The organism is Streptomyces sp. NPDC049040 (assembly GCF_043197715.1).
Classification (GTDB): domain Bacteria; phylum Actinomycetota; class Actinomycetes; order Streptomycetales; family Streptomycetaceae; genus Actinacidiphila.
The window spans coordinates 88,254-114,428 of sequence record NZ_JBICTO010000003.1; the positions used below are offsets into that span (position 1 = coordinate 88,254).

Annotated in this window: 23 protein-coding genes; 9 read left to right on the plus strand and 14 right to left on the minus strand. The window is 73.9% G+C overall.

Translation table 11 applies throughout. From position 1 onward, the window contains the following. Window positions 1–6: 6 nt before the first annotated feature. The 4 genes from ACGFMP_RS09715 to ACGFMP_RS09730 form a co-directional block, all read right to left on the minus strand. Window positions 7–1,662 carry a VWA domain-containing protein gene (locus ACGFMP_RS09715; protein WP_393671481.1) on the minus strand — a complete coding sequence of 552 codons (1,656 nt, stop codon included), beginning with the start codon at window positions 1,660–1,662 and terminating at the stop codon, window positions 7–9. Next, entirely contained in the window at window positions 1,659–3,077 is a 1,419-nt protein-coding gene (locus ACGFMP_RS09720) for a hypothetical protein (RefSeq protein WP_393671482.1), read from the minus strand. Before ACGFMP_RS09720 ends, ACGFMP_RS09715 begins: the two co-directional genes overlap by 4 nt. Continuing rightward, window positions 3,047–3,556, minus strand: coding sequence for a hypothetical protein (locus ACGFMP_RS09725; protein ID WP_393671483.1), 510 nt, complete (start codon window positions 3,554–3,556; stop codon window positions 3,047–3,049). The genes ACGFMP_RS09720 and ACGFMP_RS09725 overlap by 31 nt, the downstream gene beginning before the upstream one ends. Before the next feature lie 424 nt (window positions 3,557–3,980). After that, the gene (locus tag ACGFMP_RS09730) at window positions 3,981–6,599 is read right to left on the minus strand and encodes a glycoside hydrolase family 3 C-terminal domain-containing protein (protein ID WP_393671484.1); all 2,619 of its coding nucleotides are present in this window, start codon (window positions 6,597–6,599) and stop codon (window positions 3,981–3,983) included. 419 nt (window positions 6,600–7,018) lie between these two features. Here ACGFMP_RS09730 and ACGFMP_RS09735 point away from each other — a divergent pair, with 419 nt between their 5' ends. From ACGFMP_RS09735 to ACGFMP_RS09745, 3 genes are all read left to right on the plus strand, one after another. Beyond that, entirely contained in the window at window positions 7,019–10,099 is a 3,081-nt protein-coding gene (locus ACGFMP_RS09735; RefSeq protein WP_393671485.1) for a discoidin domain-containing protein, read from the plus strand. A 131-nt stretch (window positions 10,100–10,230) separates the two neighbouring features. Next, entirely contained in the window at window positions 10,231–11,283 is a 1,053-nt protein-coding gene (locus ACGFMP_RS09740) for a LacI family DNA-binding transcriptional regulator (RefSeq protein WP_393671486.1), read from the plus strand. Window positions 11,284–11,363: 80 nt separating this feature from the next. After that, entirely contained in the window at window positions 11,364–12,218 is an 855-nt protein-coding gene (locus ACGFMP_RS09745) for an SMP-30/gluconolactonase/LRE family protein (protein ID WP_393671487.1), read from the plus strand. Window positions 12,219–12,394: 176 nt separating this feature from the next. Here the strand turns inward: ACGFMP_RS09745 and ACGFMP_RS09750 are convergent, their stop codons facing one another. From ACGFMP_RS09750 to ACGFMP_RS09760, 3 genes are all read right to left on the minus strand, one after another. Beyond that, window positions 12,395–13,108, minus strand: a complete 714-nt coding sequence (locus ACGFMP_RS09750) for a 4'-phosphopantetheinyl transferase (protein ID WP_393671488.1) — start codon at window positions 13,106–13,108, stop codon at window positions 12,395–12,397. After that, window positions 13,105–13,971, minus strand: coding sequence for a metallophosphoesterase family protein (locus ACGFMP_RS09755; RefSeq protein ID WP_393671489.1), 867 nt, complete (start codon window positions 13,969–13,971; stop codon window positions 13,105–13,107). The genes ACGFMP_RS09750 and ACGFMP_RS09755 overlap by 4 nt, the downstream gene beginning before the upstream one ends. A gap of 132 nt (window positions 13,972–14,103) precedes the next feature. Next, window positions 14,104–14,538: a MarR family winged helix-turn-helix transcriptional regulator gene (locus ACGFMP_RS09760; RefSeq protein ID WP_393671490.1), complete on the minus strand. Its 435-nt coding sequence runs from the start codon at window positions 14,536–14,538 to the stop codon at window positions 14,104–14,106. A gap of 89 nt (window positions 14,539–14,627) precedes the next feature. Here ACGFMP_RS09760 and ACGFMP_RS09765 point away from each other — a divergent pair, with 89 nt between their 5' ends. Next, the gene (locus ACGFMP_RS09765) at window positions 14,628–15,017 is read left to right on the plus strand and encodes a VOC family protein (RefSeq protein WP_393671491.1); all 390 of its coding nucleotides are present in this window, start codon (window positions 14,628–14,630) and stop codon (window positions 15,015–15,017) included. Window positions 15,018–15,093: 76 nt separating this feature from the next. Here ACGFMP_RS09765 and ACGFMP_RS09770 read toward each other — a convergent pair whose 3' ends face one another. From ACGFMP_RS09770 to ACGFMP_RS09790, 5 genes are all read right to left on the minus strand, one after another. Then, entirely contained in the window at window positions 15,094–15,945 is an 852-nt protein-coding gene (locus ACGFMP_RS09770; RefSeq protein ID WP_393671492.1) for a putative RNA methyltransferase, read from the minus strand. Between the two features lie 204 nt (window positions 15,946–16,149). Continuing rightward, complete coding sequence (gene sigJ / locus ACGFMP_RS09775) at window positions 16,150–17,103, minus strand: RNA polymerase sigma factor SigJ (RefSeq protein ID WP_393671493.1); 954 nt, start codon at window positions 17,101–17,103, stop codon at window positions 16,150–16,152. Window positions 17,104–17,106: 3 nt separating this feature from the next. Further along, window positions 17,107–17,523: an RNA-binding S4 domain-containing protein gene (locus tag ACGFMP_RS09780; protein ID WP_393671494.1), complete on the minus strand. Its 417-nt coding sequence runs from the start codon at window positions 17,521–17,523 to the stop codon at window positions 17,107–17,109. Window positions 17,524–17,583: 60 nt separating this feature from the next. Next, the gene (locus ACGFMP_RS09785; protein WP_393671495.1) at window positions 17,584–18,333 is read right to left on the minus strand and encodes an SDR family NAD(P)-dependent oxidoreductase; all 750 of its coding nucleotides are present in this window, start codon (window positions 18,331–18,333) and stop codon (window positions 17,584–17,586) included. An 83-nt stretch (window positions 18,334–18,416) separates the two neighbouring features. After that, the gene (locus tag ACGFMP_RS09790) at window positions 18,417–18,926 is read right to left on the minus strand and encodes a nuclear transport factor 2 family protein (protein ID WP_393671496.1); all 510 of its coding nucleotides are present in this window, start codon (window positions 18,924–18,926) and stop codon (window positions 18,417–18,419) included. 99 nt (window positions 18,927–19,025) lie between these two features. Here ACGFMP_RS09790 and ACGFMP_RS09795 point away from each other — a divergent pair, with 99 nt between their 5' ends. Then, window positions 19,026–19,913 carry a LysR family transcriptional regulator gene (locus ACGFMP_RS09795; RefSeq protein ID WP_393671497.1) on the plus strand — a complete coding sequence of 296 codons (888 nt, stop codon included), beginning with the start codon at window positions 19,026–19,028 and terminating at the stop codon, window positions 19,911–19,913. 113 nt (window positions 19,914–20,026) lie between these two features. On the opposite strand, the gene ACGFMP_RS09800 is transcribed toward ACGFMP_RS09795, so the two are convergent. Beyond that, a complete protein-coding gene (locus tag ACGFMP_RS09800; RefSeq protein ID WP_393671498.1) occupies window positions 20,027–21,283 on the minus strand; it encodes a phosphodiester glycosidase family protein in 1,257 nt (418 codons plus the stop codon). Window positions 21,284–21,531: 248 nt separating this feature from the next. Here ACGFMP_RS09800 and ACGFMP_RS09805 point away from each other — a divergent pair, with 248 nt between their 5' ends. From ACGFMP_RS09805 to ACGFMP_RS09815, 3 genes are all read left to right on the plus strand, one after another. Continuing rightward, a complete protein-coding gene (locus ACGFMP_RS09805) occupies window positions 21,532–22,317 on the plus strand; it encodes a hypothetical protein (RefSeq protein ID WP_393671499.1) in 786 nt (261 codons plus the stop codon). Window positions 22,318–22,344: 27 nt separating this feature from the next. Further along, the gene (locus tag ACGFMP_RS09810; protein ID WP_393671501.1) at window positions 22,345–23,349 is read left to right on the plus strand and encodes a phosphotransferase family protein; all 1,005 of its coding nucleotides are present in this window, start codon (window positions 22,345–22,347) and stop codon (window positions 23,347–23,349) included. A 148-nt stretch (window positions 23,350–23,497) separates the two neighbouring features. Continuing rightward, on the plus strand, window positions 23,498–23,785 hold the full coding sequence (locus ACGFMP_RS09815; protein ID WP_393671502.1) for a hypothetical protein: 288 nt from the start codon (window positions 23,498–23,500) through the stop codon (window positions 23,783–23,785). A 77-nt stretch (window positions 23,786–23,862) separates the two neighbouring features. Here the strand turns inward: ACGFMP_RS09815 and ACGFMP_RS09820 are convergent, their stop codons facing one another. After that, window positions 23,863–24,864, minus strand: a complete 1,002-nt coding sequence (locus tag ACGFMP_RS09820) for a beta-ketoacyl-ACP synthase III (RefSeq protein WP_393671503.1) — start codon at window positions 24,862–24,864, stop codon at window positions 23,863–23,865. Between the two features lie 482 nt (window positions 24,865–25,346). On the opposite strand from ACGFMP_RS09820, the gene ACGFMP_RS09825 reads away from it, so the two are divergent. After that, window positions 25,347–25,814 carry a hypothetical protein gene (locus tag ACGFMP_RS09825; protein ID WP_393671504.1) on the plus strand — a complete coding sequence of 156 codons (468 nt, stop codon included), beginning with the start codon at window positions 25,347–25,349 and terminating at the stop codon, window positions 25,812–25,814. Window positions 25,815–26,175 lie beyond the last annotated feature (361 nt).

A 26,175-nucleotide genomic window follows, 5' to 3' on the forward strand; every position in this document is an offset into this window, starting at 1 on the left:
GCCTTTCTAGGTGAGGAAGGTCTTGAGTTCATGGACGAGCTTGCGGATGTGGCCGGAGAGCACGGGTGTGCCGAGGTCCTTGAAGCGCTCCCGGAACCACGGGTTCACGCTGCCGCGGCCGGCGCTGGTCACCGACCCGACGGGTATGAACCGGGCGCCGGAGCGGTGGACGGCGGCCATGCTCTCGAACAGCGGTTCAGCCCGCCATTCGTAGAAGTCGGAGATCCACACCACGACGGTGTTGCGCGGCTCTGCGATCTTCGGCTGGGCCAGCGCCATGGCGACGGTGCCGTCGGTGCCGCCGCCGAGGTTGGTGCGCAGCAGGGTCTCGAACGGGTCGTGCACCCAGGGCGTGAGGTCGAGTGCCTGCGTGTCGTAGGCGATCAGGTGCACGTCGACCTTGGGCAGGCCGGCGAAGATCGAGGCCAGGATGGTGCAGTTGACCATCGAGTCGACCATCGAGCCGGACTGGTCGACGACCACGATCAGCCGCTGCGGTGTCGTCCGGCGCGCGGTGTGGCGGTAGTAGAGCCGGTCGACGTAGAGCCGCTCCTCCTCGGGACTCCAGTTGGTGAGGTTCTTCCAGATCGTGCGGTCCAGGTCGAGGTTGCGGTAGACGCGCTTGGGCGGGATCGACCGGTCGATCGCACCCACGGTCGCCTTCTCCACCTGGGTGCGGAGCACTTCGGCCACCTCGTCGACGAAGCGGCGGATCAGCGACTTGGCATTGGCCAGCGCCACACCCGACAGGTTGTTCTTGTCGCGCAGCAGTTGCTCGATCAGCGACATGCTCGGGGTCAGCCGAGCGGCGAGCCGGGGGTCGGCGAGGACCTCGCGCAGCTGCATCCGCTTGACGAGGTCGGCTTCGATGGCGCCGAGTTCCGGTCCGATCTCCGGGATCAGCCGGCCCAGGTCCGGGCCCGGCCTGCCGCCACCGGTGCCGTACGGGCTGACGCCGCGGCCACCCGGGCCGCCCGCGGTGCCGCCCGCGCCGCCGCCGGCGCGTCGGCCGCCGCGCAGGTCGCCAGGACGGCAGCCGAGCGCCCTTTCCAGCCACCCTGCGTCGGCCTGCCAGCGGGAGAGCTGGTCTGCGGTGACATTGCCGCTGCCGGTGGCGAAGACGTTGAGCAACACCTTGGACACCAGGGCGGCACGCCGCACCTCGGCGGCGCGGTCCCTTCCGCTGCCTGCGTCCCCGCCCGCGCCGCCCTCCGCTGCCGGGCCGGGCACGGACGCGGACCCGGAACCGGACGCGGCTTCGGCTTGGGGTCCGGCTTGGGCTCCGGCTTCGGGTTGGGCTCCCGCTCCGGCCTGGGCTTCGGCTTCGGCTCCGGCCTGGGCTTCGGCTTCGGCTCCGGCCTGGGCTTCGGCTTCGGCTTCGGCTCCGGCTTCGGCTTCGGCTTCGGCTTCGGCTTCGGGCACCATCAGGCCGTCGAATTCCGCGGCCAGTTCCGGGTGGCGCTGCACGATGGAGTCGACGGAGGCCTGCGGGTCGAGCAGCGCCGGCGGCAGGCCGATGTCCTCGACGACGGCGAGGCTCGCCGACTCCAGCGCCGCCTGCTCGTCCTGGTCGAAGAGGCGGGCGAGCAGCCGCCAGTAGACGACCTGCCGGCGGCTGTCGTGGGAGGCGGCCGGATTCTCCTGCGCGTGGGGTCCGGTCATTTCCGCAACAGCCTTCCGGCGCGCTCCCGCAGGACGGCCGCCGCGTCGGTGGCGGCCTTCTCCGCCTTCATCCCGGCCTTGTCCGCGGTGCCGCCCGCCCACGCCCCGGCCTGCACGGCGACCGGCTTCTTCCTCACGGTGGTCTCGACGGCGAGCGGCTGGACGCCGAACACCCCGCCGTCCCAGCGCAGCAGCCCGATGCAGGCCACCGACGCGGTGACGGCCTCGGGGGTGAGCGGTCCCGCCGCCGGGATGCGGTCGGTGTCGACAGCCAGCGGCTGCCCCGCGACGGTGAATGTCAGCCCCTCGTCGCCCTGTTGTGCGGTGTAGCCCTCGATGAAGACGGGGACGGCGATACGCGCCGGGTGCCGGTCCAGCGGTGCGGCCGCAGCTTCCGCGGCGGTGGGCAGCGCCACCCGGGCGGTGCTGAACGCGTCGGCCGGCTCGCCCTGGCGGGCGTACTCGTCACTCCAGAGCAGGTCGCCCTCCGCGGTCAGCGGCATGCCGACCAGATCCATCGAACGGCCCTGGCTGACTGCCGCCAGCAGTGACATGTGCGGACGGAGCAGCTGCCACAGGCCGGCTCCGACGACCGTGTCGGGCTTCGGCGCGGACACGCTCGCCCGCACCACCAGCGCGGTGGCCCCGTCGGCGGGTTCGAACACAGCGTGCACCTGGGCCTGCACGGCGGTCGCGTGCTCGTGCAGGTCGACGCCGAGGGGCAGCAGCCGTCCGGTGGCCCTGCCCGCCGCGGGCACCCCTGCCGCCCCGGGCAGCGTCAGCAGCATCCCGCGGGACCACAGGTCGGCCCAGCGGCGGGCGGGCACCCGGTCGAGAGCTGCACCCGGGCAGGACGCGGCGAGCTCGGCGGCGAACCCGTCGAGCAGTGCAGCGAGGCGGCGCAGGGACGGGTCGGGAAGCATCGCGGAGACGACCTGAGCGGAGCCGGAGACGACGTCGTGGTCGATGCCCCGCCATCCGCGGCGCGCCAGGTCGCACAGCCAGGAGCGGGCGGCGGCCACTACGTTCAGCTGCTTGGGCTGGTCACCCGGCTGAGCGGTCCACTCGCCGGCGGGCCGGCCGGTCGCCTCCTGGGCGCGGCCGGCCAGGGCGTCGTGGACCGAGCCGAGCAGCGCGGTGCGGGCGGCGGCCAGGGCCACGAAGTGGTCCTCGCCCGCGGCGCCCACCGCCGCCTTCTCGGCCGCCTCGGCGGCCCTGGCGGCCAGCGGAGTGCCCGCGACGGCCTCGGCGAGCCCGGCCAGCCCTGCGGCCTGGGCGGGCTGCGGGCGCAGCAGGCCCCCGACGAGTGCCTGGTCGAAGGCGTCGACGGCGGCCAGCGCCTCGTCGAGCCCGTCGATGCCCGCGGTGAGCAGGTCGGCACGCATCACGCCACCGCCCTGGTCGGCGGGAACCACTGCATCTCCGGCAGCGGAGCGGTGGTCGGGGCGAGTTCGAGGTAGGCCAGGTGGCGCAGGAAGCGGCTGAAGACGGGTGCGGCGGCGGCGCTGTCGCCCTGCGCGGGGCGGGCCGCGCTCATCTGGGTGAGCAGCAGCGTCGCGCTCGGCTCGTACCCCGACTCGGCCGCTTCGACCCGCATGTAGCGGCCGACCCGCTCGGCGCCGTACTGCAGCACGGCCTCGCCGATCAGGGCGCGGATGTGGTTGCAGAAGTAGCCCCGGGCGCCGCCGCAGGGCCGGTTGTTGTTGGTGCTGCAGGCGAAGGTGAAGCTTCCTGCCGCGACCGACGAGACGTAGACCCGCTCGATGTCCGAGCCGCTGGAGACCACGCCCTGAAGCCGCCCGTCGGCCAGTTCGACGAACGGGACCTTGGCGAGCCGGCGCGGGTGTGCGGGTGGGACCACCCGCACGGTGCTCGACCTCTCCCAATCTGACAACGCGTCATCTCCTCTGCGCCCGGGGGTTTTCCACGCCGCGACGGCGGGACACCACTGAACATAGCGGCGGGCACTGACAACGCCGATCTTGGAAGGAGGGCCCCTCGCGAGCTGCTCACGGGGCCCGCGAGGAGCCCGCGGGAAGGCGTCGAGGAGGCGTCGGGGAGGCGTCGGGGAAGCCATGTGGAGGCCCGGCCGGAAGCCGCGCAGAAGCCCGCGAAGAGGCCCGCGAAGAGGCCCGCGGGACAGCTGCGGTGGACGGGGGCCGGACCCCCGGTGGGGTCGCCGGGGAAGGGGCGCCGGGGGCCATCGGCGCGGCGGCGCCCCCCGCGTCAGGGACGGGGGGCGCCGGTTCCGGGGTGCGCCGCGCAGGGCCCCGTGGGCGGTGCGGCGGGCACTGCGGCGGGCAGTGTGTGACGGCCGGTCAGCGGTCGAGTGGGGCGGAGAGCGGTTGCCGGGCGGCGGACGGGCCGGCGTGCAGGACGTACGGGCCGGGGCGCGGCACCCAGCCGCCCTCCGGCGGGGACCAGCGCTGGAAGGCCCGCGGCTCGATCAGGACCTCGGCCACCGCCGCCTGACCCGCCGCCGCGCGGACGGCCGCGTAGCCGGCCAGCCGCGGGCCGCCGTCGTCGTGGTCGTCGGGGCCTGTGGTCAGATACACCTGGACGACCTCGCGCCCGGCCCGGTCACCGGTGTTGCGTACCGTCACCCGGGCCAGGGCGCCCTCCTCGGCCGCCGATCCCCCGTCGGCCGGGAGCACCTGACGTACGGTCAGCGACTCGTACGCCCACGTGGTGTAGCCGAGGCCGTGGCCGAACCAGTAGGCGGGCGTGGCCCCCGCGCGGCGCCAGGCGCGGTGGCCGAGGTAGGGGCCCTCGGCGTAGTCCAGTACCCCGGCGTCGGGGGTGGTCCCGGGCAGCGGGGCGCCGTGGAGTCCTGCCGCCCAGGTGGTGGGGAGCCGGCCGCCGGGCTCCGTGCGGCCGAAGAGCACGTCGGCCAGGCCGTGCCCCGCCTCCTGGCCGGGGAACCAGCACAGCAGCACCGCGGGAGCGCTCTCCCGCCAGGGCAGCTCCACCGGCCCGCCGGAGTTGACGATCACCACGGTGCGCGGGTTGGCCGCCGCCACCGCGGCGACCAGTTCGTCCTGGCGGCCGGGCAGCGCGAGGGAGGTGCGGTCGAAGCCCTCGCTCTCGATCTCGTCGGTGGTGCCCACCACCACGACCGCGGCGTCGGCGCCGCTGGCGCAGGCGACGGCCTCGGCGATCGCCTCGTCCTCCTCGGGCCGCGGCGGGTCGGCGGCCAGCGCGACGGCGAGGCCCTGGCCGGGCGCCAGCGCCCGGGTGGCGACCAGGTGCAGCGGCTCGCCCACGGCGACCTTGCGGGTGGCGGTGCGGAAGGAGGGCGCGACGTGCACGTAGGTGGGGTCGTCGGACTCGGCTGCCACGTGGGTGTCGATCAGCGGCTCGCCGTCCGCGTGCAGGGTGACGGCGCCGAGCCCCACCACGGCGAACCGCCACTCCCCCGGCGCCATGGGGGTGACCAGGGCGCTGACCTCGACGGTTGCCGCGGTGCGGGCCAGCTCCGGTGCGTCGCCGGGTTCCAGGATGCGGCCGCTGAGCCGGTGCTCCGCGCAGATCTCGGCGCCGTCGGCGGCGAGGTAGCGGAGCAGCACCCCTGGTTGGCCGGTGCGCGGGTCATGGGAGTTGCCGGGGTGCAGCGGGGTCGGGCGGGTGGCGAGGTTCACGCCCTCGGCGTGGACGACCTGGGTGCCGGTCCCGGAGAGCGCTTCCCTGATGCCCTCCAGCGGTGACACGACCGCCTCGGGGAAGACCCCGGCACTGCCGCCGCCCTGTATACGGGCTGCGGCGGCGTTCGGCCCGATGACCGCAAGCCGCCGCAGCGGCGGCGACGCCTCCCGGGTCCCGGCCGCGCCACTGGTGTCCGCGCCGGGCGACCCCCCGGTCCTGTCGCCCGGCGCGGAGTCGGTGGCCGCGCCGGCAGGAGCCGGCGCGGGCGTCAGCGGGAGCAGCGCGCCCTCGTTGCGGAGCAGCACGCAGCCGGCCGCGGCGGCGCGGCGCAGCAGGCCCCGCGGGTCGCGGGGGGCGGGTGCGGGCCGGGGCGCGGGGACGCCGTCCAGGGCGCCGACCCTGGCGGCCAGCCTCAGGATGCGCCGCACCTTGGCCTCGATCGCGGCGTGCGGTACCCGGCCCTCGCGCACCGCCGCGGCCAGCGGCTCCCCCCACAGCGGGTGCGGGCCCGGCATGGCCAGGTCCTGCGGCGCCAGCGCGGCGGCCTCGGTGCTGCGGGTCGCGCCCCAGTCGGAGACGACCACGCCGTCGAAGCCCCAGGAGCCCTCCAACGGCTCGGCCAGCAGCGGGCTCTCGGACATCGTGGTGCCGTTGACCCGGTTGTAGGCGGACATCACCACCCACACCCCGGCGCGCACCGCGGCCTCGAAGGGGGCCAGGTAGACCTCGTGCAGGGTGCGTTCGTCGACCCGGGCGTCGAGGGTGAGCCGGTCGGTCTCCGAGTCGTTGGCGACGTAGTGCTTGGCGGTCGCGGCCACCCCGCCGGCCTGGACGCCGCGGATGTAGGCGGCCCCGGTGCGGCCGGTCAGCAGCGGGTCCTCCGCGTAGCACTCGAAGTGCCGTCCCGCGGTGGGGGTGCGGTGCAGGTTGAGGGTGGGGGCGAGCAGGATGTGGATCCCCTTGCGGCGGGCCTCCGCGGCGAGCAGTCCGCCGAGTTCCGTGACCAGGTCGTCGTCCCAGGTGGCGGCGAGCGCGGTCCCCGACGGCAGTGTGAGGGCGGTGTCCCTCTCGTCCCACCGCTCGCCGCGTACGCCGGCCGGGCCGTCGGAGACGCCCATCGACCGCAGGCCGACCGCGATCTCCTGCTGGGTGCGGAAGGTGCTCGCACCGGACAGCAGCCGTATCCTGGCGGTCAGGTCGAGGCGGGCGAGCAGGGCGTCGATCTGCGCGTCGCTGATCGGGGGCGCGGCGGCGGGCTGCGGGGCGGACACGGACCCGGGGGTGATCATGGTCATCCCTTCAAGGCCTCCTGCGTTGCGCCGCCCGCGGCGTGACGGCCCATCGGCAGGGAGGCCGCGGTGAGCGGCGGGCTGGTGACGAGCGTCGCGTAAGGACGGGAACAGCCATCGGGAGAGCGCTCTCCCAACACTGCGTACACTCGCCTGCCGCCGGTGCGCATGTCAAGCCCCGACACCTCCCGACCGCCCGGAAAGCACCCTTCCCGGCGACGCATTCCACCACAACACCACCAACTCGCCCGGCGCACCACGACCGTTCACGTCCGATCCCTTGACACCCCGGAAACCCAGCGGCAACCATCGGGCCACTGAGAGAGCGCTCTCCCACTCCTCCTCCCCCCCGCACTCCTCGCACCCGCTCGACCCTCAGCCGGGAGCCGCTCTCCCCCCTCACCCCCCCACCGCTGGAGTCCGCCATGAGAGCGTCACCCCCGGCACGCCTGCGACCGGGAGCCCTTCCTCCCTCGCTGCGTGCCGCCTTCCTGCTCCTGCTTGCCGTCGGTCTCGCGCTCTACGCGCTCGCCGTCCCCACCACACCCGCGCACGCCGCCGACACCCTGCTCTCCCAGGGCAAGCCCGCGACGGCCTCGTCCACCGAGGGCGCCGGCTATGCCGCGAGCGCCGCGGTCGACGGTTCCACCTCCACCCGCTGGGCGAGCGCCTGGGCCGACCCGCAGTGGCTGCAGGTCGACCTCGGCACCACCTCCACGGTCAGCAAGGTGGTGCTCAACTGGGAGAACCCCGCGTCCGCCTACCAGATCCAGGTGTCGGACGACGCCTCGCACTGGACCCAGATCTACTCCACGACCACCGGTACCGCGGGCACCCAGACGCTGACCGTCAGCGGCTCGGGCCGCTACGTGCGGATGAACGGCACGGCCCGCAGCAACGGCTACGGCTACTCGCTGTGGGAGTTCCAGGTCTACGGCACCCCCGGCACCGGCGGGACCACCGGTGGGACCACGGGCGGTGACGCCGGTGGCGCGAACGGCGGCGCCGACGGCGGCAGCACCGGCACCCCGCCGCCGGGCGACTGGACGACCGTGTGGAGCGACGACTTCAACGGCGCCGCGGGCACCTCGCCCGACGCGGGCAACTGGATCACCGACACCGGCACCGCCTATCCCGGCGGCCCGGCCAACTGGGGCACAGGCGAGGTCGAGACGGCCACCAACTCCCCCGCCAACGTGGGCCTCGACGGCAGCGGCCACCTCAACCTGACCGCGCTCAAGTCGGGCACCTCGTGGACGTCGGGCCGGATCGAGACCAAGCGCACCGACTTCACCGCGCCGGCCGGCGGCCGGCTGCAGATCTCCGCGACCCTCAAGCAGCCGTCCGTCGCCAAGACGCTCGGCTACTGGCCGTCCTTCCGCGCGATGGGCGCCGCCTACCGCGGCAACCTCGGCTCCTGGCCCGCCGTGGGCGAGAGCGACATCATGGAAGACGTCAACGGCCGCAACCAGTTGTCGGCGACCCTGCACTGCGGGACCGCGCCCGGCGGCAACTGCTCCGAGTACAACGGCCTGACCAGTGGGCTGGCGACCTGCGCCGACTGCCAGAGCGGCTACCACACCTACTCGGAGATCATCGACCGCACCACCTCGGACGAGCAGATCCGCTGGTACCTCGACGGCAACCAGATCTGGCAGGTCAACGAGTCCCAGGTCGGGGTGTCCACCTGGAACGCGGCGGTGCACCACGGGGTCTACGTCGACTTCAGCCTGCGGATCGGCGGTTCGTACCCGAACGCGGTCTGCGGCTGCACCTCGCCTGCCGCCGACACCTCGTCGGGCGGCACGCTGAGCCTCGACAAGGTGACCGTCTCGCAGACCACCGGCAGCGCGCCCGCCCCGCTGACCGACCCGCCGGTGCCGACCACGCTGAGCAACGTGCACGTCACCGGCAGCCAGGGCAACTGGCAGCTGACGGTGGACGGAAAGCCGTACCAGGTCAGGGGCATGACGTGGGGACCGGCCAACACCACGGCCGACTCCCACATGCGCGACCTGAAGTCGATGGGCGTCAACACGCTGCGCACCTGGGGCACCGACGCGAGCAGCAAGCCGCTGCTCGACTCGGCGGCCGCCTACGGGCTGAAGGTCGTCAACGGCTTCTGGCTCAACCAGGGGGCGGACTACGTCAACGACACGGCGTACAAGACGAACACGCTCAACGACATCAAGAACTGGGTGACCACCTACAAGAACCATCCCGGCGTGCTGATGTGGGACGTCGGCAACGAGGTCATCCTGACGACCCAGGACCACTACACGGGTGCGGCGGTCGAGCAGCAGCGGATCGCCTACGCGAAGTACGTGGAGCAGGTGGTCCAGGCGATCCACGCGATCGACCCGAACCACCCGGTGACGTCGACCGACGCCTGGACCGGTGCGTGGCCGTACTACAAGCAGTACACCCCGTCGCTCGACCTCTACGCGGTGAACTCCTACGGCGCGGTGTGCAATGTGCGCCAGGACTGGATCAACGGCGGCTACAACAAGCCCTACATCGTGACGGAGTCCGGTGAGGCCGGCGAGTGGGAGGTGCCGAACGACGCCAACGGGGTGCCGACGGAGCCGACGGACGCGCAGAAGCGGGACGCGTACGTGTCCGCGTGGAACTGCATCGTCGGGCACACCGGGGTCGGTCTCGGGGCGACGATGTTCCACTACGGCGACGAGAACGACTTCGGCGGCGTGTGGTTCAACGTCCGGCCCAGCGGCTGGAAGCGGCTGGCGTACTACTCGGTGGCCAAGGACTACGGGGGCACGCCGCAGGCGAACACCCCGCCGGTGATCAGCTCGATGACGGTCGCGAACAGCGGGTCGGTGCCGGCCGGCGGCCAGTTCGCGGTGTCGGCGACGGCGAGCGATCCGAACGGCGATCCGCTCAGGTACCAGTTGATGTACTCCTCGAAGTACGTGGACAACGGCACCGGGCTGCACCAGGTGGACTTCACGCAGACCGGGAACGGCCAGTTCACGGTGACCGCGCCGAAGACGCTCGGGGTCTGGAAGGTCTACGTCTACGCCTTCGACGGGCACGGCAACGTCGGGATCGAGACCAAGTCCTTCCGGGTGGTCCCCCCGCAGGTGGGCGGCACCAATGTGGCGCTCGGCAAGCCGACCACGGCGTCGTCCTACCAGAGCGACCCGACGGGCGGCTGCCCGTGCACGCCCGGCATGGCGACGGACGGGAACATGGGCACCCGGTGGGCGAGTGACTGGAGCGATCCGCAGTGGATCCAGGTCGACCTGGGGGCCACCACCGCGGTCAAGCACATCCAGCTGGCGTGGGAGTCGGCGTACGGCAAGTCGTACCAGGTGCAGTTGTCCAACGACGGCACCAACTGGACGAACGCCTACTCCACGACCGCCGGGACGGGCGGTGTCGACACCTTCGACGTCAGCGGCTCCGGGCGCTACGTGCGGGTGACGATCGGGCAGCGCGGGACGGCGTACGGCGACTCGCTGTACGAGTTCGGGGTCTACGCGTGAACGGCCGGCCCGGATGAGACCGGGGCGGGGTGCGGCAGGCCTGTGGGGGGCTGCCGTACCCCGCCTCATCCGCGCTGTGGCCTGCACCGGGAGCCGGAGAGCGCTCTCCCGGTCATGGTATAACTGCACGCATGACGAGCAGCCGTCCGGCGGGGCCACGCCAGCCCACCCTGGAAGACGTCGCACGGTCCGCCGGGGTGTCACGGGCGACGGTGTCGCGGGTGGTCAACGGAACGCGGAATGTGGACCCGGAGATCCAGCGGGTGGTCCAGGAGGCGGTGGTGGCCACCGGCTACGTGCCCAACCGGGCGGCCAGGACGCTGGTGACCCGGCGCACCGACTCGGTGGCGCTGGTGTTCTCCGTGCCCGCCCACCGCACCGCCGACGACCCCTTCCTCGGCCAGGTGTTCAGCGACCCGTTCTTCGGCCGGGTGGTCGGCGGTCTGCTGACCGTGCTGCGCCCGCGCGGGGTGCACCCGGTGCTGATGCTCGCGGACTCCGAGGACGCCCGGCACACCCTGGTGGCCAATCTGCGGCAGGAGCACATCGACGGGGTGGCGCTGGTGTCGATAGCGCCCGGCGATTCGCTGCCGTTCCTGCTGACCGAGGCGGGGCTGCCGACGGTGCTGTTCGCACGGCCGCCGATGCCCTTCCCGATCAGCTATGTCGACGTGGCGCAGCAGGCGGGTGCGAAGCTGGCCGCCGAGCGGCTGCTGGCCCGCGGGTGCCGGCGGATCACCACGATCGCCGGGCCGTTCGACTCGCCGGCCGGGCAGGACCGGTTGGCGGGTTTCCGCGAGGCGATGGCCGAGCACGGGCACGCGTATGTGCCCAGCGTCGAGGGCAGTTTCACCCAGGTCGGCGGCGAGCGGGCGATGCGCGAGCTGCTGGAGCGCTTTCCCGACACCGATGGGGTCTTCGTCGCCAACGACCTGATGGCGCAGGGCGCGCTGCTGGTGCTGCGGGACCAGGGGCGCCGGGTGCCGGACGACGTGGCGGTGATCGGTTTCGACGACAGCAGCGCGGCGCTGGCGTCCCGGCCGCTGCTGACGACGATCAGGCAGCCGGTGGAGGACATGGCAGCGGAGATGGCGAAGCTGCTGATGGCGCTGATCGACGACCCGTCGCAGGGCACCCGCTCGGTGATCTTCAAGACGACGCTGGTGGAGCGCGACTCCGCGTGAGCGGCGGCCGATGATTTTCACCGCCCCGGGCGGTCTGCACCCCTGACGGCCGGCGGTCGGCCGGGTCAGGGAGTTCCGCCATGGACAAGCCGCGCGTCCTGCTGGACGGCATCGCCTTCGGGGAGTCGCCCCGCTGGTATGGCGACCGGTTGTGGTTCGCCGACTGGGGTGCGGGCGAGGTGGTCGCGGTCGGGGCGGACGGCGGCAGCGAGGTGGTGCTGCGCCCGGACTTCCCGACGTTCCCGATGTGCATCGCCTGGCTGCCGGACGGCGGCGGGCTGCTGGTGGTGTCGTCGCGCGAGGACCGGGTGCTGCGCAGGTCGGCGGACGGTTCGCTGGTGCCGTACGCGGATTTGGGCGCGGTGGCGCACGGGTGGAACGAGATCGTGGCGGACGGCCGCGGCCGGGTCTGGGTCAACGGTGGCGGCTTCGACCTGATGGCCGGCGAGGACTTCAAGCCGGGGGTGATCGCGCTGGCCACCCCTGACGGCGGGGCGCGGCAGGTCGCGGACGGCATCGCCTTCCCCAACGGGATGCTGGTGACGCCCGACGACTCGACGCTGATCATCGCCGAGTCGTACGGCAACCGCCTCACCGCTTTCGACATCGGCATCGACGGCGGCCTGTCGAACCGCAGGGTGTGGGCCGACCTCGGGGACGGCTGCCCCGACGGCATCTGCCTGGATGCGGAGGGTGCGGTCTGGTACGCGGATGTGCCGAACCGGCGGTGCGTGCGGGTGCGGGAGGGCGGCGAGGTGCTGGCGGTGGTGGAGCTGGACCGGGGCTGCTTCGCGTGCGCGCTGGGCGGTGCGGACGGCAGGACGCTTTTCCTGGTCGCGACGCGGTGGGAGGGGGTGGAGAAGGCGGTCGGCGGGCCGCGTACGGGGCAGTTGCTGACGGTGGCCGCCCCCGCGCCGGGCGTCGGCTGTCCCTGACGCCGAGCGCCGGTCGGCCCCGGCCCGAGACCGGGCGCGTCGGACCCCGGACGCCCCGTGGTGACGGCCGGCCCCTGAGGCGGGTCAGCCCGCGCGCTGCCGGCGGGTACGAGCAGGCCCCTGACGCCGGTCAGCCCGCGGCGGTGTGGGCGGTGCCGGCAGGCCCCTGACGCCGATCAGCCCGCCGCGGTGTCGGCGGGTACGGCGATGGCCGTGGCCAGCAGGCCGTCGCGGACGATCCAGCGGCCGGTGAACACCTCGGGCCCCTTGCCCTCGGCGAGCAGCGGTCCGGGGACGAGCACCCGGGCGGTGTAGCCGCCGCGATCCGGCGTGCCGGTGCCTGGCACGTCCGGGTCGGCGGTGAAGAGCAGTTCGGCCTCGTGGAAGCCGAGCATCCGGTGGTGGAAGGGGTACCAGGCCTTGTAGACCGTCTCCTTGGCGCTGAAGAGCAGCCGGTCCCAGTGGACGCCGGGAGCGCTCTGGGTGACGGCGGCGAGCGCGGCCCGCTCGGCGTCGGTGGCGACAATGGCGTCGAAGACGCCCTCGGGCAGCCGGTCGTGGGGTTCCGCGTCGATGCCGAGGGTGAGGATGTCGGCGGTACGGGCGACGGCCGCGGCACGGTAGCCGTCGCAGTGGGTGATGCTGCCGACGACTCCGGCCGGCCACTGCGGGGCGCCTCGCCGGCTGTCACGCGGGATCGGCCCCGGCGGGATGCCGAGCTGCCCGAGGGCGGCGCGAGCGCAGGCTCGGCCGGCGGCGTACTCGTGCTTCCGCTTGGGGACGGCCCGGGCGACGGCGGCGGTCTCCTCGGGCAGCACAGGCACGTGGTCGAGTTCGTCGCCGTAGGCGGCGCGGGAGGCCACGCCGGGCGGCAGCAGGTGTTCGATCACCGGTGGGCCGCCCCCGGCCGGCCGGACAGGATGCGGCGGGGTCCCGCGGGGCCCGTGGGGCGGGCGCCCCATTCACGGGGGTAGCCGAGGGAGACCTCGGTGAAGCGGACCCCGTCGCGGTCGATGATGCGGGGGATGTGGAGGTGGCCGTAGACGACGTCGGTGGCGCGGAAGCGGGTGTGCCACTGCTCGGTGAGTTCCGTGCCGCACCACAGGGCGAATTCGGGGTGGTGCAGGACCGCGGTGGGTTCGCGGTGCAGCGGCCAGTGGTTGGCGAGCACGGTGGGCAGGGCGGGGTCGATTGCTTCGAGGCGGCGGGCGGTCTCGGCGACCCGGGCGCGGCACCAGTCGTCGCGGCCCGGCAGCGGGTCGGGGTGCAGGAAGATCTCGTCGGTGCAGACGACGCCTGCCGCGCGGGCCTGGGAGAGCGCTTCCTCCTTGGTGCGGGCGCCGGGTGTGCCGTCGCGCCAGGTGTAGTCGTAGAGGAGGAACATCGGGACGACCGCGACCGGGCCTCGCGGGCCTTCCCACAGCGGGTAGGGGTCCTCCGGGGTGATCACGCCGAGCCTGCGGGCCTCGTCGACCAGGTGGCGGTAGCGGGCTTCGCCGCGGAGCCTGAGGGGGTCGTCGGGGGGTGTCCACAGTTCGTGGTTGCCTGGCAGCCAGATGACGGTGGAGAAGTGCTCCTTGAGGGTGCCCAATGCCCAGCTGATGTCGGTGGAGCGCTCGGCGACGTCGCCGGCCACGAGCAGCCAGTCGTCGTCGTGTTCCGGCCTGAGGCCTTCGACGATTTCCCGGTTGGCCTGGTATCCGACGTGCAGGTCGCTGATGGCCAGCAGGTGCGCCCCGTCAGGGCCGGTCATGGCCACTCCGCCCGTCGTGGTGTCGGCAACTGCACGGCACCGATTGTCCCAGACGGTCGCACGGCGGCCAACCCCCCGCCGATCTTCGGGGGATGGGGACCGCCGGGGCCATGGGCTCCCGGCGTCATGGTGTCACGGGGTGAAGATGCGGCTGAGCAGGTCGTGCAGGGTGGCGCGTTCCGCCGGTTCGAGGGGGGCGAGCAGGTCGGCCTGTACGGCTTCGGCCCGGGTGAGGAGTCCGTCCAGGGCGGTGCGTCCCGCGGGGGTGAGGCGGACCTGGACGCGGCGGCGGTCGGCGGGGTCGCGGGTGCGGGTGACGTGGCCGGCCGCGGTGAGGTCGTCGAGGATCTTCACGATGTCGCTGGGGTCGATGGTGAGCCGGTCGGCGAGGTCCCGCTGGGAGTGCGGGCCGAAGTCGGCGAGGGCGGCGAGCACCGCCATGTGCCAGAGCCGCAGGCCGTCTTCCGCGAGTTCCGCGGCGAGCCGGCCGCGGGCGGTCTTGCCGGTCCTGGACAGCAGGTACGTGGTGAGTGCGGTGAGGGTGGGCGGGGTCGTCGTCTCGTCCATGGGCCTATTGTAGGGTTGACCCAATCATAGGTCTGCACCCATTGATTGGCGCCGGCCATCCACCAGAATCGAAGACGGTGAGCCCCCCGATGGACGCACTCCACCCCCGCCTGCTGGCCGACGACTTCGCCGCCGCTTTCCGCTTCTACGACGCGGTGCTGCCGGAGTTGGTCGGCGCCAGGCTCGCCCGCGGTACGGCGCAGGGCCCGTACGCGAGCTGGGACGTCGGCGCCCAGGGCGCCCTGGCACTGATCGCGCGCGACGCCGTGACCGCCCTGACCGGGGGCACGCCGGCAGCCGGTGACCGGGGGATGCTGGTGAGCCGGGTGGCGGACGTGGCCGCGGGCTACGCGCTGTGCCTGCGACACGGCGGGCAGCCGGTCGCCGAGCCCGCCGCCCGGCCGGAGTGGGGACCGACGATGCGCACCGCCCACGTCAGGGACCCGGACGGCAACCTCTGGGAGCTCCAGTCGTACTGACGCCCGCGGTGGGACTACCGGTCGCCTCGGCCCCCGGGGATCACCGGGATCACCGGGATCACCGGGATCACCGGGATCACCGGGGCCGGTATGCGGTGGCCAGCACGGAGACGGTGACCTGACCGGGCGGGACGCCGCCTTCGCCGGGGTCCGCACGACCCATGTGGCGTGCACTGGGCGTCATCCCCATCAGGTCCAGGGCACCCGGCCTGGTCAAGGAAGCGGAGTACTCCACCTGTTCGGTGGCCGCGGCCTCGAAGAAGGGGCTGAGCGCCCGGTGCAGGCGCTGCTCCTTGGCCGGGTCCACCGTGACCATCGCGGGCGCCAGTTCCCGCAGTTCGGCCAGGTGCCGCCCGGTGGGCCGGATGACGATCAGCAGGCCCGTCGGGCGCAGCACGCGGTGGAATTCGGCCGGGTTGCGTGGTGCGAACACGTCCAGCACGACATCGGCCGCCCCGCCGGCCAGCGGGAAGGGACGGAAGACGTCCCAGGCCACCGCGGCTGCCCGGTCGTGGGCACGGGCCGCGGAGCGCAGTGCGCGCACCGATGTGTCAAGGCCCAGGCCGCGGGCGCCGGGCAGCTGATCGAGTACGCCGGCCAGGTAGTAGCCCGTGCCGCACCCCGCGTCCACCACCGTGCCATGCCCGGACACCGCGTCGGCCGCCAGGCGGGCCCCGGCATCGCGGATGGGCGCGTAAGCACCGGTGGCGAGGAATCGGTTCCGGGCCCCGACCATGGCGGCGTCGTCCCCGCTGGTGGCGCGGGTTCCCGCGAGCAGGCCGGCATAGCCGTGGCGGGCGATGTCGAAGGTATGGGCCGCCGGGCAGCGCAGTACACCGTGGTCGCGGTGCAGGCGGCGGGTACGGCAGGTCGGGCAGCGCAGCAGGTCGAGACAGCGATCGAGGGCAGGGGGAAGCGGCACGGGCACGGGGCACTCCTGGCAGGGCGGAAGGGGAGGGATTCGTGCCTGCGCGATCGGAGTGTCACTGCCTCAGGAGGGAACGGGCAGCGTCGAGATGTGGTTCACGCGGCAGGCACACCAGGGAGGGCGACGCCGTCCGGCGTCGCCCTCAGCGCCTTCCGATCACAGGAAGCAGCAGTGCGGGGTGCTCATGAATGCCACGTCATGAGTCTACGAGCAGGGCGTAGCCCCGCATGCCTGCGTGCCCGGGCCCGAGTGGACCCCGTCGGGCGCGGGCCCGGCCGCCGGCGGGTGCGGGAGGCGGGTCAGCTTGTCGGGGTTGAGTACGGCGAAGACGCCGTGGACGACGCCGGACCTGATGTCGAGCAGGGTGACCTGGTCGTGGCCGTCGACGGTCAGCCGTAGTGCGGGTTGGCCGTTGAGCTCGGTGAGCCGGGCCTGTTCGAAGGGGTAGCGGGTGGTCAGGCCGACGACGAAGGCGATGACGCGGTCCCGGCCGGTGACGGGGTGCAGGGCGGCGCGGGTGCGGCCGCCGCCGTCGTTCCAGGCGACGACGTCCTCGCTGAGCATGCCGGTCAGCGCGTCGAGGTCGCCGCCGCGGGCGGCGTCGAGGAAGCGGGTGAGCAGCCGGGCGTGGTCCTCGCCGGTGGGGCTGAAGCGGTCGCCGTGGGCTGCGGCCAGCCGGGTCGCGGCCCGGTGGTGCAGCTGGCGGCTGTTGGCGACGGTGCCGCCGACGATGGCGGCGATGTCGTCGTAGGGCATCTCGAAGGCCTCGCGGAGCACGAAGGCGGCCCGCTCGGGCGGGGTGAGCTGCTCCATCAGGTGCAAGGTGGCGTACGAGAGGGTGTCGCGCAGTTCCACGGTGTCCTGCGGGCCGAGCTGCGCGGTGTCGACGGGTTCCGGCAGCCACGGGCCGACGTACGCCTCGCGGGTGACGCGGGCCGAGCGGAGCTGGTCGAGGGCGAGCCGGGAGACGACGGTGACCAGGAACGCGCGCGGCTCGCGGACCTGGCCGCGGTCGGCGCGGGTCCAGCGCAGATACGCCTCCTGGACGACGTCCTCGGCGTCCCACATGCTGCCGAGCAGCCGGTAGGCGAGGCCGAGGAGCAGCGGCCGGTGCGGTTCGAAGAGGGTTTCCGGCGCGTCGGGGGTGGCGGCGGCCACGGGTCAGGCTCCTCCACCGGGACGGGCGGAGCCGTGCAGCCGCAGCCTCTCCAGCTCGCGCCGGTCGCGCTTGGTGGGGCGGCCGGTGCCCCGGTCGCGCAGGCCGAGGGCGAGGACCTCCTCGCGCGGCGGCGGGGGCGGGCTGTTGTCGACGAAGCAGTCCGCGGCGACGGCCGCGCCGACCCTTTTGTTCAGCACCTTGGACACCACGACGATCCGCTCGCGTCCAGCGTGGTGCAGCCGCACCTCGTCGCCCGGCCTGACCGCCTGGGCGGGCTTGACCCGCTCCCCGTTGACCCGCACGTGGCCCGCGCGGCACGCGGCGGCGGCGAGCGACCGGGTCTTGGTGAGCCGTACGCACCAGATCCAGCTGTCGACCCGCACGCTGCCCGCGTGCCCTTCCTGTGCAGCAGCTGCCATGTCTCCGAGCCTAACCCGGCCGGTGGCGGCGGCACAGGCGGTTTCCGTGCCGCCCGCGGGTCAGCGGCCCAGTGCGGCTCCGCCGTTGACATGCAGGATCTGGCCTGTGGTGTAGGAGGCGGCGGGCGCCGCGAGGTACTGCACCGCGGCGGCGATCTCGGCGGGGCGGCCCGGCTGCCCGGTGAGGGACTGGGCGACCCGGGAGGCGATGAACTCGGGGGTGGCGCGGTCGCCGAAGAACTCGGTGTCACCGACGAAGCCGGGCGCCACCGCGTTGACGGTGATGCCGTCCGCGCCGACCCGCTGGGCCAGTTCGAAGGTGTAGGCGTGCACGGCGGCCTTGGAGCCGCCGTAGGAGCCGGGCCCGCGTAGGGCGGCGATGGACGACATGTGCACGATGCGGCCGCCGGGCCTGCGGATGTGGGGCAGCAGCGCCTCGGTGAGCAGCACGGCGGTCAGCACATTGGCGTGGAAGTTGCGCAGGTAGCCGTCGGCGATGCCTTCGAGGGTGCCGTCGTGCCCTGCGGCGACGTTGCCGCCGGCGTTGGTGACCAGGACGTCGACGCCGCCGCCCGCGGTGATGCGGGCGGCCGCGTCCCGTACCTGGCGGGGGTCGGCGAGGTCGGCGGCGACGTGGTCGACCAGGCCCTTGCCGTAGGTGTCGTTCAGCTCCTCGGCCGCGGCGCGCAGGACGTCCTCGCGGCGGCCGATGATCGTGACGTGCTCGCCGTCGGCGGCGAAGGCCGCCGCGGTGGCCTTGCCGATGCCGGTGCCGCCGCCCGAGACGACGATGCGACGCTGTTCTGCCACGGTCCCACTCCCCTGGTTATTCGTTCCGCCATGTGAATCCCGGTCACATACGGGTATGACGCTAGGCGCCCGCAACTCCCGCGTCAACCGCCGAAGATCACCTTCGGGTCGCCGGTGAACCAGACGTTCTCGATCCTGACGGTCCGCATCACCCAGCGTTCGCCGTCCGGGACCAGGCCGACCGCGTAGCGGTTGTTCAGCAGCGCGTGCCGGGAGTGGTCGGCGGTGAGCAGGTGCTGCGCCTCGACGATCGCGGTGAGCCGCGCGGTGCGGCGGTCGGCGGCGACCGCGATCCGCGGGTTGGTCACCACGTGGCTGGTGTCCACCCGGTCGGCGAACAGCGCCAGGATCGTGTCCACGATGGTGTCCCTGCCGCTCATCGGCGGGCTGTCGGCGCCCCAGCGCACGGCGGCGGGCGAGAAGTCCACTTCCGCGTCCTCGGCGAAGGCCGAGGCGAACAGCTCGCGGTCGCGGAGGTCCTGGCCGAGGCCGAAGCGGAGCAGCGCGTCGGTGATCTCGGTGCGGTCGCGCAGCTCGCGCAGCGCGTCCTGCGGGCTGCGGGCGGCAAGGGCGTGGTCATCGGTGAGGTACATGCCCTCACCCTGCGCGCCGGGAGCGGAGTGGATCAAGAGCGTTCCGCGCAGCGGTCGTTAAGTAGGATTTAACGAGCACGGTACGACGGGAGGCCCGCGGTGGAGCGGTACGAGATCGAGGCGTTCCTTGTGCTGGCCGAGGAACTGCACTTCGGGCGTACCGCGGTGCGGCTGCGGGTCACCACCGCGCGGGTCAGCCAGGTGATCGGGAAGCTGGAGCGGCGGGTCGGCGCGCCGCTTTTCGAGCGCACCAGCCGCAGTGTCTCCCTCACGCCGATCGGCAGCCGCCTGCACGACGACATGCGGCCGGCCTTCGAGCGCCTGGAGGCCGCGCTGGCGACGGCGGTCGCCGCCGGGCGCGGGGTGACGGGCGAGCTGCGGGTGGGCTTCGTCGGCGCGGCCGCCGGGCAGCTGCTGGTGCAGGCCACCGACCGCTTCACCGCCCGGCATCCCGAGTGCGAGGTGCGCATCCACGAGGTGCAGATGGGCGAGGCGCTCGACCGGCTGCGGGCCGACCGGCTCGACGTGCTCATCGCCTGCCTGCCGCTGTCCGGCCCCGATCTGGCCAACGGCCCGGTGCTGCTGTCGGAGCCGCGGCTGCTCGCGGTGCCGGCCGGCCACGCGTTCGCGCAGCGCACGGCGGTCTCGGTGGAGGACCTGGCCCGCACGGAGCTGCTGCGGGCTCCCTGCTCGCTGCCCGACCACTGGCGCGAGCCGGGCTCGCCCCGCCTGACGCCCGCGGGGCGGCCGATCCCGGTCGGGCGGTCCGCCGCCACGTTCCAGGAGATCCTGACCCTGGTGGGCGCCGGGCTCGGGGTCTTCCCCGTCGGCGCGCACGCGGCGCGTTTCCACGCGCGGCCGGACGTGGTGTTCGTGCCGTTCCACGACACGCCCCCGCTGGAGTGGGGGCCGGTGTGGCGGGCGTCCCGGGCGAACGCCCGGGTCCGCGCGTTCACCGACGCCGTGCGCCCGGCCGGACCGGTCTGAGCGCTCCCCCGTACGACCGCCCCGTATGGCCGCCGCGACCTCATGAGGGCGGCGGGGTAAGGCCCCGGGAGCCGGGGGCCCCGGGCAGTGGCGTACGGCCGCCGGCAGGCGGCTCAGCGGGCGTAGACGGCGACGAAGTCGCGGGTGGCCTGGGTGTAGTAGCGGTCCGGCGGGTCCTCGAAGTCGAGGATGTTCGTCGGGACGGGGTTCGCCGGGGTGCGGGTGCCGTCGTAGGACATGAAGGACGGCCACGCCCTGTTCATGTCCAGCGGCATCGCCCGCACCGCGCCTGCCCGCTGCATGAGCTCCGCCAGCGTCTGCGCGGACAGCGCCTGGCCGACGACCATGATGACGTCGCCCTGCGCGGTGATCCCGACGCCGGAGCGCGGGACGAACATCCGGCTCTGGTCGCTGACACCCCACTTGGAGTCGTCGCCGATGTCGGGGACGACCCGGCCGTCGTCGACCATGAGCTCGAGGCACTGGCGGACCCCGGTGACGTCGGGCGTCATGCGGACGTCGCGGCCCCAGACGCCGATGCGGATCGAGCCGTCGCGGTGGAAGACCTCGGAAGCGGCGCCGTCGCGGAGTTCGCCCGCGGTGCGGCCGTCGAGGTAGAAGCCGCCGCGGGAGCCGCCGTCGGTGATGCGGAAGCCGCCGTTCCAGGTGGCGACCAGTCCGGTGCGCTGCCCTTCGGGGATGGTGGGCGGCACATCGAAGGTGCCGCCGGGCTCGCGGAAGCCGGGGTGCAGCCGGAAGCTGGCGTACTTGCCGCTGATCCAGGCGACCGCGGCCTCGTAGGAGGTGTGCGCCCCGTCGGGGCGTACGTAGGTGCCCTGGACGATCGGCTGGCCGTGGGCGGCGGCGAGGGCGCGGTAGACGCCCTCGCCGGGCAGTGCCGGGGAGACGACGGACGCCATCGGGGCGCGCAGCGGGACCAGCGGCCGGGCGGAGACGTGCGCGGGGGTGGGCACGGCGCCCTGGGTGGCCTTCATCCTGGCCAGCGCGTCGGCGGGCAGCGACCCGCCGACCTTCGGCGGGTCCATCGAATACTGCACGTCCTCCAGCTTGTCGACCACGAAGCCGAGTTCGTGGTCCCTGGCCCATTCGGCCAGGCGGGCCGCGGTGCTGTCCTTGCCCGGGTAGGTCAGCGCCTGGCCGACCGACCAGCCGATGGTGCCGACGCAGACCGCGCAGACGCCGGTGACACCGCGGACGACCAGCTTGCGGCGGCGCAGCTGCGCGGGGGCGAGGTCGCGGCGGTGCTTCCACGGCAGGAGCCGCCGGCGGGTCCTGCGGGGCCGGCCGGTGTCGCCTGCGGGGTCCGCGGTGCCGTCGTCGGGCCGCGGCTCGGTGGTCTGCTGGCTCATATCCGGTCCTTCCGCGATCTCCGGATCTTCCGGTGATCTGTCTGTCCCACCGGCGCGCTGGCCAATCGCCCCGCGGGCGGGAAGCACCCGGCCGCCGCAGCCGCGGCACCCTCGCGGGTGTACGTACTGCGCCGGGCGCAGTCCCGCGGCCTCCCCGGCGACGACGCGCGGCCCGCCGCGCGCGGCCTAGTTTGGGCGCGTCCCGCCCGGGCACGGTGCCCGGGCGACGAGGAGTCGGGAGCCCGTCGATGTCCGTCACGAGCCAGGCGGCCGCCGCCGCCGCGACGGCCGCCCGCGCGGCGAGGCCCGTGGAGCGGCTGGCCTGCGCAACCGGCGCCGCACTCATCGCTTCCGGGCTCTTCCACCTGGGGGTCTTCTTCGTGGACGGCGGCCCGTGGGACGGCCCGGTGTCCTGGCGCAAGCCCTTCACCTTCGGGGTGTCCTTCGGCCTCACGCTGATCGCGGTCGCCTGGGTGACGTCCTACGTGCGGATGGCGGGGCGCACCCGGGCGGCGCTGCTGGCCCTGTTCAGCGCCGACTGCGTGCTGGAGGTCGCGGGGATCACCGTCCAGGCGTGGCGCGGGGTGCCGTCGCACTTCGACATGGAGACGCCCGCGGACACCGCGGTGGCGATGTCGCTCGCGGTGGGCGGCGCGATCCTCGTGGGGGTGCTCGGCACCTTCGCGGTGGCCGCCTTCCGGTCCGAGCCCGGCGGCCCCGCGGGGATGCCGGCGGCGCTGCGGGCGGGGTTCGCGCTGCTGGCCGTCGGGCTGCTGTCGGGGGCCGTGATGATCGCCCGCGGGGTCGTCGACACCAGGACCGGCCACCAGCAGGCCGCGTATCACTCGACGGGGATGCTCAAGCCGCTGCACGGGGTGACCCTGCACGCGGTGCTCGTGCTGCCCGCGCTGGCCTGGGCGGTGTCGCGCACGGGCTGGACGGCGGCCCGCCAGCGGCGTGCGGTGCTGGCGGGGGCGTGGCTGTACGCGGCGGCCGCCGCCGGCGCCCTCGGCTGGGGCGTGCTGACCGCGTAGGGTGCCCTCCGGACATGGGGAGGGCCGATGGCGGTGCACACGGTGGGCGACGAGACGGTGGACGGGCTGCTGGCACGGGCCGGGATCGGGCCGGGGCAGGTCGTCTCCCGGGCGGTGCTGACCGGCGGGACGTACAACGCGCTGCACCGTGTCGACCTCGCCGACGGCACCGAGCTGGTCCTGAAGGTCCCGCCGCCCGCCGGCAACCCGCGGCTGCGCTACGAGGCAGAACTGCTGCACGGCGAGGCGCTGTTCCACCGGTCGGCGGGCGACGCGGGGGTGCCGGCGCCGCGCGTGGTGCACGCCGAGTGGTCCGAGAGCGCGGAGGCGGCGCCCTTCCTGCTGATGACGCGTGTGCCCGGGGTCTCCTGGGCGGATTCCGCCGCGGCCATGGCGGCGGGCGAACGCGACCGGCTGCGGGAGGAGTTGGGCGTCCTGGTGGGGCGGTTGCACGCCGTGCGCGGGCCCGCGTTCGGCTATCCGGCGCAGAGCGTGGCGCCGATGGGCGACCGCTGGGCACCGGCTTTCGCGGCGATGACCGGCGCCGTACTGGACGACGCGGCCGCCTTCGGGTCCTGGCTGCCGCGCCCTGCCGGGGCGATACGGGCCGCCCTCGCGGAGGGCGCCGCCGCGCTCGATGAGGTGGCCGAGCCCGCGCTCGTCCACTTCGACCTGTGGCCGGGCAACATCCTGCTGGACGGCCCGCAGGGGGCGCGGACGATCGGCGGGCTTATCGACGGCGAGCGGATGTTCTGGGGCGACCCGCTGGCGGACTTCGCGTCGCTGTCGCTGCTGCTCGGCGACGCGGAGGACGACCCCGCCTTCCTCGCCGGCTACGGGTCGGCGGGCGGGACGACGTTCTTCGACGCCGCCGCCAGGGTCCGGCTGGCCCTCTACCGCAGCTACCTGTACCTGATCATGCTGACCGAGGTCGTGCCGCGCCGGACCGAGGGTGAACACCTCGCCTGGGTGCGGGACTTCACCGCGCCGCGGCTCACCGCCGCGCTCGACACGGTCACCGCCGGCGGCTGACGCCCGCCACCTGCCGCGCCCGGCACTCCGGCATGCCCAGGGTCACCGTGGTGCGGCGGACGCAGTTCGCGCACATCGCCTCGACCGGGATCCGCGGGCGGACCTGGTCGCAGGACCCGACGCGCCGCGCCGGCTGCGGGACGACCCGGTGAGCGGGCAGGGGATGCGGGAGGTGGCCGAACGGGCCGGGGTGGAGCCGGTGTTCGCCCAGCCGGAGCAGGAGCGGTGCCCGGCGGGCTCGCGCGTGCGGCCGGAGATCCCGGAGCGGGCGAGGCCGGCCGGTGGACCCCCTGCCGACCTCGACGTCGACCACGCGGTCGCCCGGCCGTCAGGACCGCGGGTCCACCTGCGACGGGCGGCCGGTTCCGGCTCCGGCACCGAAGAGGTGCACCGGGCGGCGGACGGATTCCTCGCCGCGACGGCACGCGGCGGCTGACGGCCGTCAGGGGTCCGCGCAGCGCAACCGCCCTCCGTGGGGCCCGGGGCCACGGCGCCGGGCCCCACGGAGGGCGGTCAGGGCAGTGTCGCGACGAGCGCGGCGTACGACAGCCCCGAGCCGTAGCCGAGCAGCAGGGCGGTGTCGCCGGTGACCACCCGGCCCGACGCGAGCAGCGACTCCATCGCCAGCGGGATGGACGCTCCCGAGGTGTTGCCGGTGGTGACGATGTCCTTGGCGACCGCGACCCGGGCCGGCAGGCCCATGGAGCGGGTCATGGAGTCGATGATCCGCTCGTTGGCCTGGTGCGGGATGAAGGCGTCGAGGTCGTCCGCCGGGATGCCGGCCGCCTCCAGCGCCTGGACGGCGACCTTGGACATCTCGTAGACCGCCCAGCGGAAGACCCGCTGCCCGTCCTGCCGCAGTGCGGGGAAGGGCTGGTCGGGGGCGTCCCGCAAGGCGTCCCACGGCACGCTCTGGGTGATGGCGTCGGCCTGGGAGCCGTCGGCGCCCCAGACGACCGGGCCGATCCCCGGCGTGTCGGAGGGGCCGACGACGACCGCGCCCGCTCCGTCGCCGAAGATGAACGCGGTGGAGCGGTCGGTCAGGTCGAGGATGTCGGACATCCGCTCGACGCCGACGACCAGCACGTGGCCGCCGCGGGCGCGTACCGCGTCGGAGGCGAGCGTGACGCCGTGCACGAAGCCGGCGCAGCCCGCCGAGATGTCGAAGCCTGCCGCCCCGGTGGCGCCGATGCGGTGGCCGATCTCGGTGGCGACCGCGGGGGTCTGCTTGAGATGCGTGAAGGTCGCGGCGATCACGCAGGTGATGGCGTCAGGGGTGAGCCCGGCCGCCGCGATCGCCTTGCTGGCGGCCTGTTCCGCCATGACGGCCAGGGTCTCGTCGGGTCCTGCCCACCGGCGGGTGACGATGCCGGTCCTGGACCGGATCCACTCGTCCGTGGAGTCGATGTGCCGGCACACCTCGGCGTTGTCGACGACCCGGCGCGGGCGGTATGCGCCGACCCCGAGGATCCGGGTGTGCCGCGCACCTGCGGACACGGCGATCTCAGCTTTCATGGGAGCCTTTCAGGCCAGCGGCCGGGACGGGACCGAACCACGGTACCGGGGCATGATCTCTCCGATCCGCAGCGGATGCTGCCGGTTGCCGGGCTCCTGCCGGAAGTTGCCGGGAGGCGGCCGGGATTCGACGGTACGCCGCCGCGGCCGGCCCGTGTCGACCGGCCTGGCCGCAGCGTGGCGCCGCGGCTTCGCGCGGTGCGGACCGCGGGACCCCGAGGGGCCGGCCGCTTGTCGTGTACCCCTCTGACCAGCGGTCGGCCCGTTGCCTATTGTATGGGGCACGGGTGTTCTGCCGACGGGAATCGGTGACCGGCGGCCGCGGGCCGGCGGTGACCGAGGGGCAGGACGGCCGGTTCGGGTCTGTGCGCGCGGGCGGCGCGGTTGCGGTCGTTGCCAACACCGCTCCCCCGGGCCACGTTGGTGCGGTCATGCTCGGATCCGGGCGGCCCCGCACGCCCGGCGTACGGAAAGGACCCGATGTGCTTCGCAGACTTCCCGCCCTCGTGACGGCCGCTGCCGCCCTCGCCGCCGGCACGGCGGTGTCGGCCGCAGGACCCGCCGCGGCGGCCGCTCCCTCCACGCCCTGCGCCACCGCGGCTTCCGTCGTCAGGATCGACGGCCTCGCCTTCGACCCGCCGTCGGTCGCGCCCGGCGGCACCTCGGCGGCCACCCTCACCGCGACCAACTGCACCGGCCGGGCCCTGACGCTCGGCACGACCTGGTCCGGCCGCTTCCTGTCGGACACCTCGTCCGGCATCCCGGCCGGCTGCCCGGCGGTCGACCCGCTGCCGCGGCCGGTCACCTTCGCACCGCATGAGAGGGTCTCGGTCACGACCGGCTACCTGGTCCTCGCCGGCTGCACGGCCGACCGGCTCCGGCTGACGGTCACGCTCAGCCGGGACGGGGTCGCCCTCGCCGGACGAACGGCTGATCTGCTCATCGACTGACCCCGCGGAAGAGGCCGGTACGTCCGCACCTGGCCGCATCACAGCACTCGTTGCGCCCCAGTGGCGCCCGTGGTGTCGAGCGGCCGCCGTAGGCCCGCTGCGGGGCGTACGGCGGCCGCTGTGCGCGACGCCAGCCGATGCCAACCGAAGCGAACATGTTTCAACACCGACTCGACATCACGGTCCGGCAACGCATCAGGATCAGGGCGTTGACGGCCCCCTGCATGTGGCGTAGAACTACCCTGCAGTTGCGATGGCGTTTCATCTTGGTGACTTCTGTTGGAAACGGCTCGGCGCTACAAGACCCGTCAGAGCCTCCGCTCCGTCAGCATTTCGCCTTCAGCTTTCCCACAAGTCCCCT

Bases quoted from the DNA above. Each gene is read 5' to 3' on its own strand.
- ACGFMP_RS09745 (WP_393671487.1), top strand. From the start codon at position 11,364: ATGGACAAGCCGCGCGTCCTGCTGGACGGCATCGCCTTCGGGGAGTCG.
- ACGFMP_RS09820 (WP_393671503.1), bottom strand. From the start codon at position 24,864: ATGAAAGCTGAGATCGCCGTGTCCGCAGGTGCGCGGCACACCCGGATC.
- ACGFMP_RS09810 (WP_393671501.1), top strand. From the start codon at position 22,345: ATGGCGGTGCACACGGTGGGCGACGAGACGGTGGACGGGCTGCTGGCA.
- ACGFMP_RS09790 (WP_393671496.1), bottom strand. From the start codon at position 18,926: ATGTACCTCACCGATGACCACGCCCTTGCCGCCCGCAGCCCGCAGGAC.
- ACGFMP_RS09730 (WP_393671484.1), bottom strand. From the start codon at position 6,599: ATGACCATGATCACCCCCGGGTCCGTGTCCGCCCCGCAGCCCGCCGCC.
- ACGFMP_RS09805 (WP_393671499.1), top strand. From the start codon at position 21,532: ATGTCCGTCACGAGCCAGGCGGCCGCCGCCGCCGCGACGGCCGCCCGC.
- ACGFMP_RS09800 (WP_393671498.1), bottom strand. From the start codon at position 21,283: ATGAGCCAGCAGACCACCGAGCCGCGGCCCGACGACGGCACCGCGGAC.
- ACGFMP_RS09780 (WP_393671494.1), bottom strand. From the start codon at position 17,523: ATGGCAGCTGCTGCACAGGAAGGGCACGCGGGCAGCGTGCGGGTCGAC.
- ACGFMP_RS09765 (WP_393671491.1), top strand. From the start codon at position 14,628: ATGGACGCACTCCACCCCCGCCTGCTGGCCGACGACTTCGCCGCCGCT.
- ACGFMP_RS09755 (WP_393671489.1), bottom strand. From the start codon at position 13,971: ATGACCGGCCCTGACGGGGCGCACCTGCTGGCCATCAGCGACCTGCAC.
- ACGFMP_RS09740 (WP_393671486.1), top strand. From the start codon at position 10,231: ATGACGAGCAGCCGTCCGGCGGGGCCACGCCAGCCCACCCTGGAAGAC.
- ACGFMP_RS09760 (WP_393671490.1), bottom strand. From the start codon at position 14,538: ATGGACGAGACGACGACCCCGCCCACCCTCACCGCACTCACCACGTAC.
- ACGFMP_RS09735 (WP_393671485.1), top strand. From the start codon at position 7,019: ATGAGAGCGTCACCCCCGGCACGCCTGCGACCGGGAGCCCTTCCTCCC.
- ACGFMP_RS09715 (WP_393671481.1), bottom strand. From the start codon at position 1,662: ATGACCGGACCCCACGCGCAGGAGAATCCGGCCGCCTCCCACGACAGC.